This window comes from Paractinoplanes globisporus DSM 43857, from assembly GCF_000379645.1.
Classification (GTDB): Bacteria; Actinomycetota; Actinomycetes; order Mycobacteriales; family Micromonosporaceae; genus Actinoplanes; species Actinoplanes globisporus.
This window is the reverse complement of the sequence record NZ_KB903357.1, coordinates 131,673-149,955: the sequence shown is the minus strand read 5'-3', so window position 1 is coordinate 149,955 and position 18,283 is coordinate 131,673. Positions and strand designations below refer to the sequence as shown.

Genomic DNA, 18,283 nt, shown 5'->3' with positions numbered 1-18,283 from the left:
GCACGAATGAACATCCCGAAGAAGCGGCTGATCGCGGTGGCCGCGCTGGCCGGCGTGACCGCGTTCCCGACCGCCGCCGTCGCGGACCCGGGCGACTCGGCCGACGTCGACGTCACCGTCGACATCGCCCCGATCAAGGTGCCCGGCGTGCTGGCGATGACCGTGGCCGGCGGCGCGGTGGCGCTGCACGAGAACGGATCCACGCTGACCGTCCGGCAGTTCACCGGCACCCTGCCCACGGTGACCGTCACCGACACCCGCACCGCCGACGAGATCCCGGCCGGCTCCAGCTGGGCCGTGCTCGGCTCCTCGAGCGACTTCACCGGCACCTCCGGCCAGGCCCCGATCACCGCCGACCACCTCGGCTGGAAGCCGCGCCTGGTCGACGGCGGCAACAGCGAGGGACAGGTCAGCGAGGGCGAGGAGGTCGTCACGTCGCTGGACGAGCCGACCCAGCCCGGCAACAACGTCGGCCTCACCGACCAGGAACTGCTGGTGTCCACGTACGACTCGGCGTCGGTCACCGGCGACGCGTACTCCGTCGACGCCGACCTGTTCCTGCGCACCCCGGCCGACGTGGCGGCCGGCTCCTACAAGTCCAAGCTGACCCTCTCCCTGTTCGAGTAAGGAAAGGACCCCTCCCATGATCGTCCAGGTGATCGCGGCCGTTCTGCTGGCTGCCACCCCGGTCCATGCTGACGCCAAAGTCACCTGGACGGTCCAACCGGCCGACGGGAGCCGGTGGATCGAGCGCACCCTCGACCCCGGCCAGAAGGTCACCGAGAAGCTGGCGGTACGCAACCTGGGCACCACCGACACGGTGTTCGCCCTGAGCGCGGCCGACGGCTACCTGACCGGCCAGGGCCACTTCAACATGCTGTCGTCGGACAAGAAGTCGGTCGACGGCGGCACCTGGATCACCGTGCAGCCCAGCGTCGCCGTCCCCGCCGGCCAGACCCGGGTCGTCCCGTTCACCATCACCGCGCCGGCCGGCGCCACCCCGGGCGATCACCCGGCCGGCATCGCCGCGTCGGTGCTCAGCAGTTCCGGCACCGTGCAGGTGGAAAGCCGCGTCGGCTTCCGGGTCATGCTCCGCGCCAGCGGGACCGTCCGGGCCGCGCTCGCCGCGCAGCGGGTCACCGTCCACTATGAGCGCTCCTGGAACCCGCTGCGCTCGGGCACGGTCCACGTCACCTACACGGTGGCCAACACCGGCAATGTGCGGGCCGACGCCCGCGCCTCCGTTTCCGTCGCCGAGCTCTTCGGCGCCCACCATCGTGACGGCGGCGCGGCCGCGGGGGAGCTGCTGCCCGGCGGCACCCGCCCGGCCGACGGCCGCGTCCACGGCGTCTGGGGGCTCGGCCCCGTACACGCGAAGATCCTGCTCTCCCCGGCCGATCCGGCCGGCCCCGCCGACGTGACGGTGTGGGTCGTGCCGTGGCCGCAGCTTTTCGCGGTGGCACTGCTAGTCGCACTCGTCCTCGTCCTGCGGGCCCGACGGCGCCGGTTCGCCCGGTTGCTGGAGGAGGCCCGCCGGGAATCGAGAAAGGATCGCCACCAGTGACTTCGCTCAACCGCCGGCAGCTGTTCCAGCTCTCCGCCCTCAGCGCCGCCTCCGCCGGTTTCCTGGCCGCGCTTCCCCCCGGCGCGGCCTCGGCCGCCATGTCGATCGACCTCGGACCCGGATCGACCGCCCCCGTCCGGCCGTTCCCGCTCGGCGACGTGCGGCTGGGGAACGGACTGCTGCAGACCAAGCGCGACCGCACCAAAGCCTTCCTCCGGGCGTACGACGAACGACGGTTCTTGGTGTTGTTCAACAACCAGGCCGGCCGGCCCAATCCGGCGGGCGTCGCGGTGCCGGGCGGCTGGGAGGACGGCGGTCTGCTCAGCGGACACTGGGCGGGGCACTACCTGACCGCCCTCGCGCAGGCCTACGCGGACCAGGGCGAGGCCGTCTACAAGACCAAGCTCGACTGGATGGTCACCGAGCTCGCCGCGTGCCAGGCCGCCATCACGGCCCGCCTGGGAGGAACCGGCGGCGGTGAGCAGCCGGCGCCGGTCATCGGCCGCGTTCCCGGCAAGTTCGGCAACGCGCTTCGCCTGAACGGCCCGAGCAAGGCGCAGTACTGCACCCTGCCCCAGGAGGCGATCAACCAGCTCACCAGCTTCACCATCGCCACCTGGATCAACCTCGGCTCCACCGCGAGTTGGACCCGGCTGTTCGACTTCGGCCAGTCGACCGGCATCAACATGTTCCTGACCCCGCGGGCGGGAGTGACCGGCAACGTGCCGCGGTTCGCCATCACCGTCGGCGGATCGGGCGCCGAGCAGCGGATCGACGGCTCGTCGGCGCTGCCGACCGGCCAGTGGGTGCATCTCGCGGTGACGCTGTCCGGCGGCACCGGCATCCTGTACGTCAACGGGCAGCCGGCCGGCACGAACACGGCCATGACACTGAACCCGTCGAACCTCGGCAACCCCGGCAACCGGTGGATCGGCCGCTCGCAGTACGGCGATCCGTTCCTGGACGCGACGATCGACGAGTTCCACATCTTCGACCGGGCACTCACCCAGCCGGAGCTGGCGTCCCTGCTGGAGTCGCCGGCCGGCACCACCGGCGGCGGCAACATCGCCTGGTACAAGTTCGACGAGACGGACGGCACGGCGCTCGAGGACGCCTCGCCCAACGGCCGCGACGCCGGCATCGTGGCCGCCTCCACGGCCGGGCCGGCCGACTGGATCCCGACCCACCCCGGTTACCTCGGCGCCGTCCCGGAGGACGCGGTGCTGCGCCTCGGGCCGCCGCGCTGGGCGGTCTACGGCGGCAACGCGGACACCAACACGTGGGCGCCCTGGTACACCCAGCACAAGATCATGCGCGGACTGCTCGACGCGTACTACCTCACCGGCAACGCCCAGGCCCTCGAGGTCGTCACGACGATGGCCGACTGGGCGCACCTGGCGCTGACCGTCGGGGACAAGAACCATCCCGGATACGCGGGCCCGCTGACCCGCGACGACCTCAACTACATGTGGGACCTCTACATCGGCGGCGAGTTCGGCGGGGCCAACGAGGTCTTCCCGGAGATCTACGCGCTGACCGGCGACGCCAAGCACCTCGAGACGGCCAAGTGCTTCGACAACCGCGAGTCGCTCTTCGGGGCCACCGTGGAGAACCGGGACATCCTCGTCGTGACCCCGGCCAACCGGCCCGGCCGCCGCCGCGACGTGCGGCTGCACGCCAACACCCACGTGCCGCAGTTCATCGGGTACCTGCGCATCTTCGAGCACGGCGGCGCGGCCGAGTACTTCACCGCGGCCAAGAACTTCTACGGCATGGTGGTGCCGCACCGCATGTTCGCCCACGGCGGCACGAGCGGCAACTACCCGGGCTCCAACAACAACCTCGAGCTCTTCCAGAACCGGGACAACGTCGCCAACGCGGTGGCCACCAGCGGCGCCGAGAGCTGCACGACGTACAACCTGATGAAGTTGGCCCGCAATCTGTTCCTGCACGAGCACGACCCGGCCTACATGGACTACTACGAGCGCGGCCTGCTCAACATGATCGCCGGGTCCCGCGCCGACACCACCTCGACCGGCGACCCGCAGGTCACGTACTTCCAGCCGCTCGGGCCGGGCGCCGTGCGCAGTTACGGCAACACCGGCACCTGCTGCGGCGGCACCGGCCTGGAGAACCACACCAAGTACCAGGAGACGATCTACCTCAAGTCGGCCGACGAGGGGACACTCTGGGTCAATTTGTACGTCCCGTCCACGCTCACCTGGGGATCCTTCACCATCACCCAGTCGACGTCCTTCCCGCGCTCGGACAGCGTGACGCTCACGGTGGACGGCGCCGGACCGCTCGATCTCAAGCTGCGAGTGCCCGGCTGGGCCACGAAGGGCTTCACGGTCACCGTGAACGGCGTCGCGCAGAACCTGGCGGCGCAGCCCTCTTCCTATGTCACGGTGAGCCGCACCTGGAGCCCCGGCGACGTGGTCGAGATCCGGATGCCGTTCAGCATCCGGATCGAGCGGGCCCTCGACCGCCCCGACACCCAGGCGATCTTCTGGGGGCCGGTGCTGCTGCAGGCCCTGGGCGGCGGCACCGCCTGGCGCGAGCTGACGCTGTACCGCGGCCTCAAGCGGGACGGCGACTACTCGCGGGCGGCGATCACCGCCGGGCCGGTCACCGCGGCCGGCGATCCGACGTTCGTGGCGGGCGGGCTCACCCTGCGGCCCTACTACATCAGCGACAACCAGGCCACGTCGTCCTACTTCCGCCGGACCGAGCCGGCGGTCGTGTTCGGCTCGATCGACACCGGGGTCGCCAACCGGAAGCGCAACGACGGGCTGCCGCGGTACGACGTCCCGGTCACCGGCGTCACCTCGCCCGGCACCGACGGCCCGACGTTCCTCGACCTGCTCTGGGACCAGGCGCCGTTCGCGACGCACAGCCAGTTCGTCACGGCCGTCAGCGACACGGCGGCGGCATTCGTGACGGCGGGCGTGTACTCCGCGGCCGAGCGCGACACCATCGTCGCCGCGGCCGTGGCGGCGGCCGGGGAGCTGGCGCCGCCGGTGTCGCTGAAGGTCGAGGTCGAGGCGCGCACGCAGCGGGTCGGCCCGACGATGTACGTCGCGGTCAACGCCCGCAACGCCGACCAGGTGCCGCTCACCATCGAACTCATCACCGCGTACGGCTCACGAACCGTTCCCGGCGTGGCGCCCGGCCACTCGGCGTACCAGTCCTTCAACACCCGCGCCGCGTCGATCCCGCCCGGCACCGTCACCGTCAAGGCCACCGCCACCATCGACGGCGAGACGGTGACGGCGCAGTTCGAGGCCGCCTACAGCTGATCCGCTCTCACCCGCGCTTGCCGGTGCGGACGTAGGACCTGATCTCCTCCGGGGACAGGCCGTCCAATCCCAGGTCGTCGCGCGTCCGGCCCTCGGCCCACCAGTCACGCTCGTTCACGACGTTGTAGATGTTGATGATCGAGTCGATGACCGGCGTTGCGACGCCGATCGCTTTGCCGATGATGCTCCACGGCACCAGGCCGTACGGGGCATCCTCGGTGAAGTACCGGCTCGAGACGGTGTGCGGCCCGGCGATCGGCGTCAGCGAGATGTTCCCGTGGATGCTCATGTAGAGCTCCTGCCAGGTGTACCCCTCGTCCAGGCCGGTGAAGTCCTCGATCGGGGTCAGCCGGTAGCCGAGCCGCCGGCCGATCTCCTTGCGCTCGTTGTCCACCTGGATGTTGATCCGGCACGAGCCGGGGGTGACGCCGTGCTCGTAGAGGAAGAACGGCCGCTTCGCCGAGTTCTCGATCGCGGTGACGCTCAGCAGGCACGGGCCCGCGTGCACGCCGGGGTTCACGATGCTGAGCCCGGCCTCGAGAACATCGGAATACACCTTCTCGTACGGGTGGATGGCGCGCATGTCGTCGATCAGGCCGGCGCCCTTCTCGGCCGGCAGGAACGCGATGTTGACCGGGTTGAAGCCGTGGATGACGACCCGGCACGGCGCCTCCAGCCGGGTGTCGTAGGGCAGGTTGTTGACCTCCGCGACGACCGGGCAGTCCCGGTCGCCGAACGCCGTCCGGAACAGCAGCCCGGCGAACGCGCCCGGATAGACCACGATCACCTGGTCGCCGGTGACCCGGCCGCGCAGCAGCCGGGTGTACGCGTCGTGGGCGAACGCCGGCGTCACGACGAGGATGTACCGCACTCCGTCGATGGCCTCGCCGATGTCGCTGGTGACCTTGTTGAGCCGGAAGCTGCCGTTGATCATTCCGGACGAGTGGATGGTCCGGGTCTCGAACACCTCCCGCATGCCGTCGGAGAACTCGGGCATCTCGAACAAGTTCACCGAGAACCCGCGGGAGGTGAGGTCGACTGCCATCGCGTGTGCCCCGTGGCCCCCGCCGAGCACGGCAACGGTTTCCTTCACGAATGTGTCTCCTGGTCTGTGATCTCGTCGAACGATGTCAGGAACTCCCTGGTCCGCGCGTGCGTGGGATGGTCGAGCACTTCGGCCGGCGTGCCCTGCTCGATGATCCGGCCGCCGTCGAGGAAGACCACCCGATCCGAGATGCGCCGGGCGAACGGGACCTCGTGGGTGACGATCACCATGGTCATCCCGTCATCCGCGAGCTCGCGCATCACGCGCAACACCTCGCGGGTGGACTCCGGGTCGAGCGCGGACGTCGGCTCGTCGAACAGCAGGACCTTGGGCTGCAGGGCCAGCGCGCGGGCGATCGCGACCCGTTGCTGCTCGCCGCCGGACATCTGGTCGGGGAAGGCGAGTCCCCGGTGCGCGAGGTGCACGCGCTTGAGCAGCCGGACCGCCGTCTCGAGCGCCTGCTTCTCCGGCACCCCGGCCGCCTTCCGCTGGGCGACCATGACGTTCTCCACGGCGGTCAGGTGCGGGAAGAGGTGGAAGCGCTGGAACACCATGCCGACGGACTGGCGGAGCCGGGCCAGGTCGTCGCAGACCACCCGGCCGCCGGCGAACACCTCCTCGCCGGCGATCACGATCCGGCCGCGGTCCGGCTTCTCCAGCAGGTTGACGCAGCGCAGCAGCGTGCTCTTACCGCCACCGCTCTGCCCGATGACGCTGACGATGCGGCCCGGCGCCACGGTCAGGTCCACGTTGTCGATCACCGTCCGGCCGTCGAACGACTTCACCAGGCCCTCGATGGTGACCACCGGGGTCTGCCCGCCGGTCATGCGGTCTCCAGCAGTTCCCGGGCGGCGCGCAGCCGCCGGGACCGGGCCGGTGACAGCGGGGAGCCGGCCCGCACCCGCCGTTCCAGCCACAGCAGCCCCTGCGACAGCGGGTAGCAGAGCGCGAAGTAGATGGCGCCGATGACGAGGAAGACCTCCATCTGCTCGAAGGTCTGCGAGGCGACCGAGTTGCCCACGGCCATCAGCTCGCCGGCGGCGATGACGGTCAGCAGCGACGTCGACTTCAAAAGGTCGACGAGCATGGTGTTGGTGCCGGGCAGCGCGAGCCGCAGCGCCTGCGGGAAGACCACATGCGCGAAGGTGGACCAGCGGTTCAGGCCGAGGGCCTGCGCCGCCTCGCGCTGAGCGCCGTGGACGCCGACCAGAGCGGAACGGAAGATCTCAGAGAGGTACGCGGCGTAGAAGATGGCCAGGCTGAGCGCGCCGGCCTCGAACACGCCCAGTTTGATGCCGAACTGGACGATGCCGTAGTAGGTCACCGAGATGATCACCAGGAGTGGGATGTTCTTGAACAGCTCCGTGTAGACGGTCGCCGGGAGGCGGACCAGGGCGATCCGGCTCGTCCGCATGAGGGCCAGGACCAGACCCAGCAGCGCTGCGGCGACGAAGCCGAGCGCCGCATACTCGATCGTTTTCAGCAGGCCGTCCAGCAGCGTCGAGGTCCATTCCGACCAGGCGACGTGGAACGGCCAGTACCCGTGGCTCTGCAGCCAGGAAATCATGTGGCGCTCCCCGTTTCAGATGGTCGGTAGTTTCCAGCCGGCCGGGCGGTCGACGCCCTGGCGCAGGGTCTCCAGATAGGGGTCCGGCTTGCAGAACTGGTTCGGATCGCCGCCCCATTTGGTCACCATCGCCGCCAGCTGACCGTTCTGGTAGAGCTTGTCGATCTGCTCGTCGAGGGCCTTTTCCAGTGCCGTCGACTTCTTCGGCAGATAGAAACTGACCTGGATCTGGCGGAAGTCCTTGAACGCCGGTTTCGCGGCTATCTGCGCGTCGGTCGGCGGCGTCAGATAGGCGAGCTGGAATTTCGAGTTCGGTTGCACCTGCCGCTGATAGGTGACCAGCAGCGGGTCGATGAAGCCGACGTCGATGCGCCCGGCGGCGAGGTCGGCGAAGAATCCGTTGGCGTCCGGGTAGACCTTGGTCTGTGCGCCGTCCACGGCCTTGATGGACTGTTCCCAGACGTACCCGCTGACCGTGCCCAGCCGCAGCCCCTTCAGGTCGTCCACGGTCTTGTACGGCTTGTCGCCGACCACGGCCATGGCCGCCGGCGAGTAGTAGACCGGATCGGTGAACAGGCCTTTCTCGGCACGGTCCTTGCTCCAGCCGATACCGCCGATGGTGACGTCGGCCCGGCCGGACTGCACGGAGTTCAGCATGCCCTTGAAGTCGGTCATCTGAGTCTCGATCCGCAGGCCGAGAGCGCCGGCCGCGGCCTGCAGGATCTCGGCGTCGAGGCCCACCATCGTGCCGTTCTTGATGTCGGTGTACGGCATGTAGGGCTCGATCGCGACCTTGAGTTTGCCCTTTTCGATCGTGCCCAGGCCGGCCGCGGCCGAACCATTCGCTGTCGCCGTCGTCTCGGTGGAACTACAACCGGCGGCCAATAGCACGCCGGCCGCCATGACGACCGCCAAGGCCTTGGCCGGCGAAATCATCCGTCGCTCACTCATCGGACCTCATCCTCGTCGCTCGTCCGGCGGTGTGATTTTGCTGATATTAAGCTCGCTCAGGGGCGAAGTCATTGGGCGTTTAATATAGATGTCTACCTTGATTAGCAAGAACAGTTGTACGCTTTGCACATGGCCCATCCGGTCGTCGCGCCCGTGCTCACGCCGCAGCTCGCCCAGGAGATCGCGGGCGACACCACCGACATCATCGGGTTCAACGTGCTGATCACCGACCGGGACGGCATCGTGATCGGCAGCGGCGAGCGGGCCCGGGTCGGCACCTTTCACGAGGCGTCGATCGACGTCGTCCGCACCCAGCGGTCGGCCACCCACAACGCGGCCGAGGCGCACCAGATGCGGGGCGTGCGGCCCGGCATCACCCTTCCGATCGTCATCGGCGACACCGCGGTCGGCACCGTCGGCATCACCGGCTCACCGGTCCAGGTGCGCCGGTTCGGGCTCGTGGTCAAGCGGCAGACCGAGATCCTCCTGCAGGAGTCCGGGCTGCTGCGCTCCCGTCTGGTGCGCGAGCAGGCGCTCGACGAGCTCGTCCGGGACATCGCCCACTTCAGTGCCGACCTGGGCGAACCCGACCTGGTGGCGTACCGGGCCGCCGAGCTGGGCTATGACCTCGGCGGGTGGCGGATCGCCGTCGTCGTCGACATCTCGGCCCCGAGCGGCGGCGGCGCCCACCCGGCGCCGGCCGATCCTGACGACGCGGTCGAGCCGACCCTGCGCCTGTCCGTCCTGGGCACGATCCGCGCCCTGGTCGCCGGGCCGGACGACATCGCGGCCGCCATGCCCTCGAACCGGTTCGTCGTCCTGCACCGGGTCAGGCCGGCCGGCGCTTCTTCCGGCGACAGCCGGGCCGAGGGCGAGCGTGAGAGCTGTGCGCGGCTCGTCGACCAGATCGGTCGCCGGCACGGCCTCGACGCCGTCGTGGGGATCGGTACGCCCGCCGCCACGATCGCTGGACTCCACGACTCGTACCAGGATGCGAGCACCGCGGCCCGCCTCGGCCGGCGGCTGCCCGGCCGCCCCGCCGTGAATACCATCGACGAGCTGCGGATCCATCAGCTCCTCGCCGCCACCGGCCAGCAGCCGAGGAACCGCTTCGTCGACGCCCTGACGGCCAGGCTGCGCGCCGAGAGCGACTGGCCGGCGCTCCGCGAGACGGTGCTGACCTGGTGCGACAGCGGGTTCAATCTGGTACGCGCGGCAAACGCCCTGCAGATCCACCGCAACACCATGGTCTATCGGCTCAAGCGGATCTCCCGCCTGACCGACCGGCCGCTCGGCGACCATCGGGCGACGCTGGCGCTGTACCTGGCCTGCCTCGCCGAGCAACTCGACTAGGCCCTGGCCGCGTGGTTCACGAGCCGGGGTTGGCCGGGTTGAACTGGCCGGGGATCAGGCTCTGTTCGGCGCGGATGACGTGCATGACGGCGTTGATCAGGGCCAGGTGGGTGAACGCCTGCGGGAAGTTGCCCAGGTGCCGGCCGCTGTACGTGTCGATCTCCTCGGCGTACAGCTCGAGCGGGCTCGCGTACGCCAGCAGCCGTTCGCACAGCTTGCGGGCCTGATCCACCTCGCCGATCTCGACCAGGGCGGAGGCCAGCCAGAAGGAGCAGATGGTGAAGGTGCCCTCCTCGCCGGAGAGGCCGTCGTCGGTCTCCTCGACCCGGTAGCGCAGCACCAGGCCGTCCACGGTCAGCTCCTCGGCGATCGCGCGCACCGTGGTGCGGATCCGCGCGTCGGTCGGTGGCAGGAACCGCATCAACGGCAGGAGCAGCAGCGAGGCGTCCAGCGCGGTCGAGCCGTAGCGCTGGACGAAGACCCCGCGGTCGTCGACGCCCCGGGCGCAGACCTCGGCGTGGATCTGATCGGCCAGGGTTTGCCACTTGTCCGCGTACTCCGGCTCGTCGTACAGCCGGGCCAGGCGTGCTCCGCGGTCCAGCGCCACCCAGCACATCACCTTGCTCGACACGAAGTGCTGCGGCGCGCCGCGGACCTCCCAGATGCCGCGGTCGGGCTCCTCCCAGTGGGCGGCCGCCTGCTCCACCTGCTGCTTGAGCACCGGCCACAGGGACTCCGGCAGCTGCTCGCGGGAACGGGCGTGCAGATAGACGGAGTCGAGCACGGCGCCCCACACGTCGTGCTGCCGCTGCTTGTAGGCCGCGTTGCCGACCCGTACGGGGAAAGCGCCCTCGTAGCCGGAGAGGTGCGGGAGAGACTCCTCCTCGATCTCCCGTTCCCCGCCGACCCGGTACATCACCTGCAGTTGGTGGCCGTCGCGGCAGGCGTCCTGGATGAAGTAGAAGAAGTCGTTCGCCTCGCGGTCGAAGCCGAGCGTGTACAGGCCCCACAGCGCGAACGTCGAGTCGCGCACCCACGCGTAGCGGTAGTCCCAGTTGCGCTCCCCGTGCGGCGTCTCGGGCAGCGCCATGGTCGCCGCGGCCAGCAGCGCACCGGTCGGGGCGTACGTGAGTCCCTTGAGAGTCAGCGCGCTGCGTTGCAGGTAGCTTCGCCACGGATGGTCCGGGAAGTTGCCCAGCGTGATCCACTGCCGCCAGTACTCCGAGGTGCGCTCCATCCGCTCCCGGGCCTGGTCCAGGGTGCGTGGCGGTGGAAGCGGCGACCAGGCCAGCGCCACGAAGTGCCAATCGCCTTCCACCATCCGGGTGCGCGCGTGCAGCCCGCGCCCCTCGATGCCGGGGCGCAGATCGGTGGTCAGCCGCAGCGTGAGATCTCCGCCCTCCGGCGGCTCCGCGACGACCTCGCCGTAGCTGGGGCCCTCGTACCGCCAGACCGGCTCCCGCCGGCCGTAGTCGAACACCGGCTCGCAGGTCATCGAGAGGTCGACAGATCCACTGACACATCTGACCGTACGCAGCAGGCAGTGCTCGGCGTCGAAGTCGGTGGGCGAGCGGCGGTGGGTGTGCGAGCGCTCGTCGATGTTGTGCCACGGCCCCATGCAGAGGGCGTCCCGGACGATCAGCCAGCCGGTCCGCGTCTGCCAGGTCGTCTCCACCATCAGGCTGCCCGGCATGTAGCGACGGGCGGCCGGCACCATCTCGTCGTACGGTCCGAGCCGGAACGAGCCGGCGCTCCGATCGAGCATCGTCGTGAACACGCTCGGCGAGTCCGGCCGGGGCAGGCACATCCACTCGACGGCCCCGTTCGGCGCGATCAGGCAGGTCGCCTCGCAGTCGGACAGGAAGGCATAGTCGGCGATCGGCGGGAACGGACTGCGGGCCCACGGTTGCGATACCGGCTCCTCGCTCATGACTGGATGCTCTCCCGCCCGGGCCGACGGCACCAGGGGGAGAACGGCCGCTGTGCCGTCTGCTGACAATCCGGGCGCCGCCGCCCGCCGATCGGCTCAGTTGCGGCGGTACCGGGTGCGGGCGTGGTCGTCGAAGGGCGCCGGGTGGACGGTGGCGCGCAGCCGGGGGCATTCGAGGTCGGCGTCGGGGGCGGTGCCCGGGCCGGGGTGCTGGCCCCAGACGATCTCGACCTCGGTGCCGGGCTCGGCGAACCGGGTCTCGACCAGGGCGAGCGCGAGGACGGTGCCGGCGGGCTGGAGGTAGTCGGCCTGGTAGGTCACGCCGGCCAGGGTGTCGTCGCGCTCGACGCGGAAACGGCTGTAGTCGTGGACGAAGCCGGGGTCGGCGCCGAAGACGTGGTGCAGGTCGTCACGGTCGAGCGCCAGGGTGACCTTTTGCCGGCGTACGTCGTCGCGGGCCTTGCGCAGTGCGTCGCGGCCGATGAAGTCGTGGTCGAAGGAGATCGAGCGGCCGTAGCCGAGCTCGTACGGCGTGCAGTAGAAGTCCTCGATGTTCTCCGAGAAGAAGCTGCCGCCCAGGGGACGCTGGCCCTCGATGCCGTAGAGCGGCAGCCAGCGGCGGTAGTCGAGGAGGCCGGGATCGGTGTAGAGGGCCGGGGTCGGCGACGGGATCCAGCCGCTCTCCGCGCCGGAGGTCGGGTAGGCCATCGCGCCGACCCGGACGAGACCGAACTCGACCCCGGCGGTTAGCAGCGCCTCCTCGACGAAGTCGTGGTCCGCGTAGTCGCCGATGAACTCGTAACCGGGCTGGCCGGCCATGCCGTGGCGCAGAGCGCGGAAGGTGCGGTCGCCGAGGCGTACCGGCGTGGTGTGGAAGAATTTTGTGGCCGGCAGCGGCCCGCCGAAAACGCGCGCCACCAGGTCGGTCGCGAGCGGCCCCTGGACCTGGAAGCGGAAGAGCACCGGGTCGGCGCCGCCGCGGTACGCCGAGGACGGATCGGTGCGGAACGTGACGTCATACCCGCCGGTCTGGCCGTGGTAGGTGACCCAGTTCTGGGCGACGGGGATGCCGCTGAGCGTGTAGCGGTGCTCGGACTCGCGCAGGAGGATCCCGTCGCTGAGGATGTTGCCGTCCGGGGCGACCGGGATGAACTGCTTGGCCTGCCCGACCGCGAAGGTCCGATAGTTATTCGCGCTGACCTCGTCGAGCAGGCGGGTCGCGTCCGGGCCCTCGATGACGGTGTCGAACATGTGGTGCGAGAGGTCGGCCAGCGCGACCGCCTCGTGCCAGGCGGTCTGCTCGGCACGCCAGCCGGTGTACTCGGGCGGCAGCACCTCGGGCGTCCACGGCGCGGAGTCGGGTTTCCACACCAGGTTGATCGGCGAGCCGGCCTGCTCGATGCCGTCCTGGAGGCTTGGCGGGGTCATGTGGCGAAGTTAACAGGCTCCTGAAAACTTTTAAAGCCCCTGAAACATGGTGATTCCTTTCCGGTGGGCGCTAGGTCTAACTGTTTGACTCGCGGATCCGCCGCGGGAAGGGAGTGTGGACCATGCTCGAGAACCGACTCGACCGGGCCTTCGCCAGTACCCGGAGCGTGCTGTCGACGGTCAAGCCCGGCCAGTTCGACCTGCCGACGCCCTGCGCGTCCTGGGACGTACGGTCGCTGATCAACCACTTCGTCGGCTCGGCCCGCTGGGCGGGCGACATGATCGCCGGCGCGGACGGCACCCCCGAGCAGGACTACGCCGCCGGCGACTTCCTGGCCGCGTACGACGAGTACGTCGCCGCCGCTCTCGAGGGGTTCGCGGTGGACGGTGTGCTGGACCGGACGGTTTCCCTGCCGTTCGGCGAGATGTCCGGCGCGGACCTTCTGGACATCGCGTGCACCGACCAGTTCACCCACGGGTGGGACCTGGCCCGCGCCACCGGGCACGACACCGACCTCGACCCGGAGCTGGCCGGGGCCCTGCTCACCCGGGCCCGGGTCACGATCCTCGACGCGTTACGGGGGCCGGAGGGGGTGGCGCCGTTCGGGCCGATCGTCGAGGCGCGACCGCGGGCCAGCGCGGCCGACCGGCTCGCCGCCTTTCTCGGCCGGGCGGCATGACCCGGGCCGTAGATTCGGGCATCATGGCTCCGGACAATTTCGTCAGCGACACCGAACCGTACCGGCGTGAGCTACTCGCCCACTGCTACCGGATGCTCGGCTCGATCGACGACGCCGAGGACGTGGTCCAGGAGACGTATCTGCGGGCCTGGCGCGCGTACGGCGCCTTCGAGGGCCGCTCCTCGGTGCGTACGTGGCTGTACCAGATCGCGACCAACGCGTGCCTGACCTCGCTGCGGCACCACAGCCGGCGGGTGCTGCCGTCCGGCCTCGGCGGCCCGGAACCGGACCCGGCGACCGAGCCGGTGCCGGCGCCGCCCGGGGTTTCCTGGCTGCAGCCGGTGCCCGACGCAGCGCTGACCGGGGACGCGGCCGACCCGGCCTCGCTGGCGGTCGCCCGGGAGGGCCTGCGGCTGGCGCTCATCGCGAGCCTCCAGTACCTGCCCGGCCCGCAGCGGGCCGTGCTGCTGCTCCGCGACGTGCTGGCCTTCCCGGCGGCCGAGGTGGCCACCCTGCTGGGCACCACGACCGCGTCGGTGAAGAGCACGCTGCAGCGGGCCCGGGCCCGGCTCCGCGAGGTGTCCCCGAGCCCGGAGGACATCACCGCCCCCACCGAGCCCGCGGCCCGCTCGCTGCTCGACCAGTACATCGCCGCGTTCCAGAACTCGGACGCGGCGAGCCTGGAGCGCCTGCTCAGCCGGGACGCCACCCTGGAGGCGACGCCGTTCCGCACCTGGTTCGCCGGCCGATCGACCTGCGTGCCGTTCCTGCGCCAATGGGTGCTCGGCGAGCCCGGCGACTGGCGCATGCTGCCGACCACCGCCAACGGGCAGCCGGCCGCGGTCGGCTACCGGCGGGGCCGCCCGTACGGCGTCGTGGTCCTCACCGTCACCGGTGACCGCATCACCCACGTCGTCTCGTTCCAGGAGCCGTCCCTGGTCGAACGGTTCGGCCCGGCCTGACGGCGCCCGGCTATTCGAAGCGGGCCTTCTCGGTGGCCGTGATCCGGCCGAGAACGGGCAGGCAGGCCGCGATGATGGCGACCGAGACCAGCAGCCCGCCGGTCACGGTCAGCGCGTAGCTCGGGTGCGGGAGCACGACGCCGTGCCGCCCGGGCGCCAGCGCCCGGGCGATCGGGTACGCGACCGTCACCCCGACCCCGGCCGCCACCGCGGTCGCCGCGACCAGCGGCAGCACCGTCTCCAGCAGGACGGCTCGGTAGAGCGTGCCGACGCCGGTACCGGTCACTCGCATCAGGGTGAACGGCCGCTTGCGCTCGACCAGGCTGCCCGAGATCGCGACGGCCAGCCCGCAGCCGGCGACCAGCAGCGTGACGCCGGCCAGGACCGTCACGATCCGCTGGATCTCCAGGAACAGCCGGGCGCGGACGTCGCCGACCTCGCCGAACGTCATCGGCATCTCGAAGGAGTCGATGTCGTCGCGGTAGCCGCTGAGGACGGTCCGTACCCGCTCCAGCGTTGCCGGGCCGTCCACTCCGACCAGGAGGTCGCTGAGCAGTTGCCCGCCGCTGCCGTCCTCGGCCGTGACCGGGCTGTCCGACCGTATGAACGGCAAATATTCATTCAAGGCACGCAGGTTGTCGGTATACATGGCGCTCGCATCCATCCGCACGGCGCCGGCCCCGGCCGGGCAGGCTCCGAGCGCGGGCAGCCGGTGCGCGTCGGAACACCGGACGTCCACTCCGCCGTCGCCGGCGAGCGGTCCGTCGGCCGGCAGTTCCGCCTGGCCGGTCCGCGCGGGCCGGTAGAGCGGAACGGCGACGGCGCCGGGGATCGTGGCCACCTTCGCCAGGAGCGTGGCGGCCTTCTCCGGGGGCAGCCCGGGTATCGTCCCCGGACCGGGCTTCTCCTGGTCGCCCACGAAGAAGCCGACCCGCAGCACGTCCCGCAGGGGGCTGGTCCGGGTGGTGTCCTGGGAGGCGAGAGCCGCCGGCACCAGCGCGGCGAGCGTCGTGCCGACCATCACGGCCAGCATCAGCCCGCTGACCGCCCGGAACGAGGCTCGTGGGTTGTCGGCCAGCCGCCGCGCGGCCAGCAGGCTCGATCCACCGACCGTCCACCGGGCGAGCAGCCGCGCGGACATCATGGTCAGCCATGGTCCGGCGATCATCAGGCCGGTCATCACCAGGACCAGCGCCAGGACCGCGAAGCCCGGCGTCCCGCGGCCGTCCGCCGGTGCGATCACGAGCGGGATCGTGAAGAGGGCGAGTCCGGCCAGCAGCGGCAGCACCCGCCAGAACCGGGGCGGGGGAGGCGTGACCCGGCGGGTGACGCCCAGCGGCGAGATCCGCACCCGGCGCAGGGAGACCAGGCAGGCCACGGCGGCCGCGGCCGGCACCGCGAGGACGGTGCCGACGAATCCCCAGACGGTCGGGGTGATCGTGTCGTCGAAGAACCGGAAGCCGAGCAACGGGATGTGGCCCAGCAGCGGGCGCAGAGCGGCGTAGAGGCCGATGCCGCCCAGGGCGCCGAGCAGCGCGCCGAGCACCGCGTCCACCGAGGCGATCACGTTGATCTGGGACCGCTCGCCGCCGACCAGCCGGATCGCCGCGTACCGCTCCTCGCGCCGGGCGGCGGCCATCCGGGTCGCGTTGCCGATCAGCACCAGCAACGGGACCAGCAGGGCGACCGCGCCGAGCGCGAATCCGAACTGGTAGAACGCCGAGGTGGACAGGCCGCGCGGGGCCGTCTGGATCGCCGCGGTGCGCAGCGTGTGGGGTGACGCCGCGAGCTCGGCCGGCCGGTGCCCGATCACGACGACGAGGTCGTCCGGGCTCTGCAGGCCGGCCGCGCCGATGGTGCCGGCCATCGTGCCGGGGAACCGGTCGCCGAGCTCGTCGGCGGGCGTGGCGCGCAGCAGGGCGGCCAGCGCGGGCGAGGCGTAGTACTGACCGGCGGACGGCATGGCCGGCAGACCCGGCACGACCGGGCCGTCCGGCTTGAGGGTGGCGACGTCGAGCCGATCGATGGTCCGGCCGCCGAATTCGTCCTCGCTGTAGCTCCACAGCAGGGGACCGTTGGCGTCGGTGGTGGCCGTGCACTGCCAGCACGGTTTCGCGATGGTGTCGCGGTACGCGTGGTACATCGCGAGCACCGACAGCAGCAGCCCGACGCCGATGGCGACCGAGAGCGCGGTGACCAGCAGCCGGGCCAGCGCCTCGCGCCCGCTGCGCAATGCCAGGTGGATCCCGACCCGGATCATCGGACCCGCGCTCCCGCGTCGATGACCTGCCCGTCGCGTACGGTGATCTGCCGGTCGGCGTGCGCGGCGACCCGCGCGTCGTGCGTGACCAGCAGGACCGAGGTGTGCTCGGCCCGTACCGTGTCCACCATCAGGTCCATCACCATCTCGCCGGTGAGCGAGTCGAGGGCCCCGGTCGGCTCGTCGGCGAACAGCACCTCCGGCCCGGTGACCAGCGCTCGCGCCACCGCGACCCGCTGGGCCTGACCGCCGGAGAGCTCGCCCGTGCGGCGGCCCTCGAGCCCGGTCAGTCCCAGGCGCGGGAACCAGGACCGGGCCTGCTCGTACGCGGCGGTGCGCCTCTTGCCGGACAGCAGCAGCGGCAGCGCGACGTTGTCCACGGCGGTGAGCTCGGGCACGAGCTGGCCGAATTGGAAGACGAAGCCGAAGGCGGTACGGCGCAGCCGGGTGCGCTCCCGATCGGACAGGGAGTCCATGCGGCGGCCGCCGAACGTGACCGTGCCGTCGTCCGGGGTGAAGATGCCGGCCAGGCAGTACAGCAACGTCGACTTGCCGGACCCGCTCGGCCCCATCACCGCGAGGATCTCCCCGGGTTCCAGCGACAGGGACGCCCCCTGCAGCGCCACGGTGGCGCCGAACGATTTCGTGAGGTCGTTGGCGTACAGGATGCTCATCGGCTGATCTCTTTCCGGAGTTGGTCAAGACGGGCCGCGGTCAGGTCGATCCAGCGCAGGTCGGCCTCGAGGTGGAAGAGGCCGTAGTCGGCGAGCAGCGTCCGGCTCAGCGGGCCGGCCTTGCGCATCGCGGTGAGCTCGCGCATGCGTTCGAGGTGCGCGTCGCGCTGGGCGTCCAGGTACGCCGAGGCCGGCCGGCCCGACAGCAACGCGAGGACGACCTTGACGAACAACGTCGCCTGCAGCATCGGTTCCGGGCGCTCCGGCGCGCCGAGCCACCCCTCGACCTGGGCGACGCCGGCGCCGGTGATGACGAAGCGCTTGCGGTCCGGCCCGCCGCCGGGCACGGCGTCCAGCACCTCGATCTGGCCGTCCCGTTCCAGCCGGTTCAGGGTGCCGTAGAGCTGGCCGAACGACAGCGGCCGCCCGTTGTCGGCGAACAGCGAGTCGTAGGAGCGTTTGAGCTCGTAGCCGTGGCTGGGCTCGGGTTCGAGCAGGCCGAGGAGCGTGGTGGGTACGTTCACCCGGGCACCGTAACGCCGGTGTATTACCCGAGAGAATACCCTGAGG

Annotated in this window: 15 protein-coding genes; 6 read left to right on the top strand and 9 right to left on the bottom strand. The window is 70.7% G+C overall.

Annotated elements, in window-relative coordinates:
• Positions 1-6: 6 nt before the first annotated feature.
• The 3 genes from A3CQ_RS0148485 to A3CQ_RS0148475 are packed head-to-tail and all read left to right on the top strand — an operon-like array spanning position 7 to position 4,863.
• The gene (locus tag A3CQ_RS0148485) at positions 7-627 is read left to right on the top strand and encodes a hypothetical protein (RefSeq protein WP_020518223.1); all 621 of its coding nucleotides are present in this window, start codon (positions 7-9) and stop codon (positions 625-627) included.
• Positions 628-643: 16 nt separating this feature from the next.
• Positions 644-1,564, top strand: a complete 921-nt coding sequence (locus tag A3CQ_RS0148480; protein WP_020518222.1) for a COG1470 family protein — start codon at positions 644-646, stop codon at positions 1,562-1,564.
• Positions 1,561-4,863 carry a beta-L-arabinofuranosidase domain-containing protein gene (locus A3CQ_RS0148475; RefSeq protein WP_020518221.1) on the top strand — a complete coding sequence of 1,101 codons (3,303 nt, stop codon included), beginning with the start codon at positions 1,561-1,563 and terminating at the stop codon, positions 4,861-4,863. Before A3CQ_RS0148480 ends, A3CQ_RS0148475 begins: the two co-directional genes overlap by 4 nt.
• A gap of 7 nt (positions 4,864-4,870) precedes the next feature.
• Here A3CQ_RS0148475 and A3CQ_RS0148470 read toward each other — a convergent pair whose 3' ends face one another.
• The 4 genes from A3CQ_RS0148470 to A3CQ_RS0148455 are packed head-to-tail and all read right to left on the bottom strand — an operon-like array spanning position 4,871 to position 8,426.
• Entirely contained in the window at positions 4,871-5,956 is a 1,086-nt protein-coding gene (locus A3CQ_RS0148470) for an NAD/NADP-dependent octopine/nopaline dehydrogenase family protein (protein WP_020518220.1), read from the bottom strand.
• Positions 5,953-6,735 carry an amino acid ABC transporter ATP-binding protein gene (locus A3CQ_RS56590; protein WP_020518219.1) on the bottom strand — a complete coding sequence of 261 codons (783 nt, stop codon included), beginning with the start codon at positions 6,733-6,735 and terminating at the stop codon, positions 5,953-5,955. The genes A3CQ_RS0148470 and A3CQ_RS56590 overlap by 4 nt, the downstream gene beginning before the upstream one ends.
• Entirely contained in the window at positions 6,732-7,475 is a 744-nt protein-coding gene (locus tag A3CQ_RS0148460; RefSeq protein WP_020518218.1) for an amino acid ABC transporter permease, read from the bottom strand. The genes A3CQ_RS56590 and A3CQ_RS0148460 overlap by 4 nt, the downstream gene beginning before the upstream one ends.
• Positions 7,476-7,490: 15 nt before the next feature.
• Positions 7,491-8,426 carry a substrate-binding periplasmic protein gene (locus A3CQ_RS0148455; RefSeq protein ID WP_026207043.1) on the bottom strand — a complete coding sequence of 312 codons (936 nt, stop codon included), beginning with the start codon at positions 8,424-8,426 and terminating at the stop codon, positions 7,491-7,493.
• A gap of 129 nt (positions 8,427-8,555) precedes the next feature.
• Between A3CQ_RS0148455 and A3CQ_RS0148450 the strand changes: the two genes are divergently transcribed.
• Positions 8,556-9,779, top strand: coding sequence for a CdaR family transcriptional regulator (locus A3CQ_RS0148450; protein ID WP_020518216.1), 1,224 nt, complete (start codon positions 8,556-8,558; stop codon positions 9,777-9,779).
• Positions 9,780-9,795: 16 nt separating this feature from the next.
• Here the strand turns inward: A3CQ_RS0148450 and A3CQ_RS0148445 are convergent, their stop codons facing one another.
• Both A3CQ_RS0148445 and A3CQ_RS0148440 read right to left on the bottom strand, forming a co-directional pair.
• Positions 9,796-11,709 carry a glycoside hydrolase family 15 protein gene (locus A3CQ_RS0148445; RefSeq protein ID WP_020518215.1) on the bottom strand — a complete coding sequence of 638 codons (1,914 nt, stop codon included), beginning with the start codon at positions 11,707-11,709 and terminating at the stop codon, positions 9,796-9,798.
• A 96-nt stretch (positions 11,710-11,805) separates the two neighbouring features.
• On the bottom strand, positions 11,806-13,137 hold the full coding sequence (locus A3CQ_RS0148440) for an aminomethyltransferase family protein (RefSeq protein ID WP_020518214.1): 1,332 nt from the start codon (positions 13,135-13,137) through the stop codon (positions 11,806-11,808).
• Between the two features lie 122 nt (positions 13,138-13,259).
• On the opposite strand from A3CQ_RS0148440, the gene A3CQ_RS0148435 reads away from it, so the two are divergent.
• Positions 13,260-13,817 carry a TIGR03086 family metal-binding protein gene (locus A3CQ_RS0148435; RefSeq protein ID WP_020518213.1) on the top strand — a complete coding sequence of 186 codons (558 nt, stop codon included), beginning with the start codon at positions 13,260-13,262 and terminating at the stop codon, positions 13,815-13,817.
• 23 nt (positions 13,818-13,840) lie between these two features.
• A complete protein-coding gene (locus A3CQ_RS0148430; RefSeq protein WP_020518212.1) occupies positions 13,841-14,779 on the top strand; it encodes a sigma-70 family RNA polymerase sigma factor in 939 nt (312 codons plus the stop codon).
• A gap of 10 nt (positions 14,780-14,789) precedes the next feature.
• Here the strand turns inward: A3CQ_RS0148430 and A3CQ_RS0148425 are convergent, their stop codons facing one another.
• Genes A3CQ_RS0148425 through A3CQ_RS0148415 form a run of 3 tightly spaced genes read right to left on the bottom strand, consistent with a single transcriptional unit; the run spans position 14,790 to position 18,237 of the window.
• Entirely contained in the window at positions 14,790-17,039 is a 2,250-nt protein-coding gene (locus A3CQ_RS0148425) for an FtsX-like permease family protein (RefSeq protein WP_020518211.1), read from the bottom strand.
• Positions 17,036-17,713, bottom strand: a complete 678-nt coding sequence (locus A3CQ_RS0148420) for an ABC transporter ATP-binding protein (protein WP_020518210.1) — start codon at positions 17,711-17,713, stop codon at positions 17,036-17,038. Before A3CQ_RS0148420 ends, A3CQ_RS0148425 begins: the two co-directional genes overlap by 4 nt.
• Complete coding sequence (locus A3CQ_RS0148415) at positions 17,710-18,237, bottom strand: PadR family transcriptional regulator (protein ID WP_020518209.1); 528 nt, start codon at positions 18,235-18,237, stop codon at positions 17,710-17,712. Before A3CQ_RS0148415 ends, A3CQ_RS0148420 begins: the two co-directional genes overlap by 4 nt.
• Positions 18,238-18,283: the final 46 nt, after the last annotated feature.

Coding starts and splice junctions, on each gene's coding strand:
- A3CQ_RS56590 (WP_020518219.1), bottom strand. CDS start 6,735: ATGACCGGCGGGCAGACCCCGGTGGTCACCATCGAGGGCCTGGTGAAG.
- A3CQ_RS0148485 (WP_020518223.1), top strand. CDS start 7: ATGAACATCCCGAAGAAGCGGCTGATCGCGGTGGCCGCGCTGGCCGGC.
- A3CQ_RS0148460 (WP_020518218.1), bottom strand. CDS start 7,475: ATGATTTCCTGGCTGCAGAGCCACGGGTACTGGCCGTTCCACGTCGCC.
- A3CQ_RS0148455 (WP_026207043.1), bottom strand. CDS start 8,426: ATGAGTGAGCGACGGATGATTTCGCCGGCCAAGGCCTTGGCGGTCGTC.
- A3CQ_RS0148435 (WP_020518213.1), top strand. CDS start 13,260: ATGCTCGAGAACCGACTCGACCGGGCCTTCGCCAGTACCCGGAGCGTG.
- A3CQ_RS0148420 (WP_020518210.1), bottom strand. CDS start 17,713: ATGAGCATCCTGTACGCCAACGACCTCACGAAATCGTTCGGCGCCACC.
- A3CQ_RS0148430 (WP_020518212.1), top strand. CDS start 13,841: ATGGCTCCGGACAATTTCGTCAGCGACACCGAACCGTACCGGCGTGAG.
- A3CQ_RS0148445 (WP_020518215.1), bottom strand. CDS start 11,709: ATGAGCGAGGAGCCGGTATCGCAACCGTGGGCCCGCAGTCCGTTCCCG.
- A3CQ_RS0148425 (WP_020518211.1), bottom strand. CDS start 17,039: ATGATCCGGGTCGGGATCCACCTGGCATTGCGCAGCGGGCGCGAGGCG.
- A3CQ_RS0148450 (WP_020518216.1), top strand. CDS start 8,556: ATGGCCCATCCGGTCGTCGCGCCCGTGCTCACGCCGCAGCTCGCCCAG.
- A3CQ_RS0148480 (WP_020518222.1), top strand. CDS start 644: ATGATCGTCCAGGTGATCGCGGCCGTTCTGCTGGCTGCCACCCCGGTC.
- A3CQ_RS0148440 (WP_020518214.1), bottom strand. CDS start 13,137: ATGACCCCGCCAAGCCTCCAGGACGGCATCGAGCAGGCCGGCTCGCCG.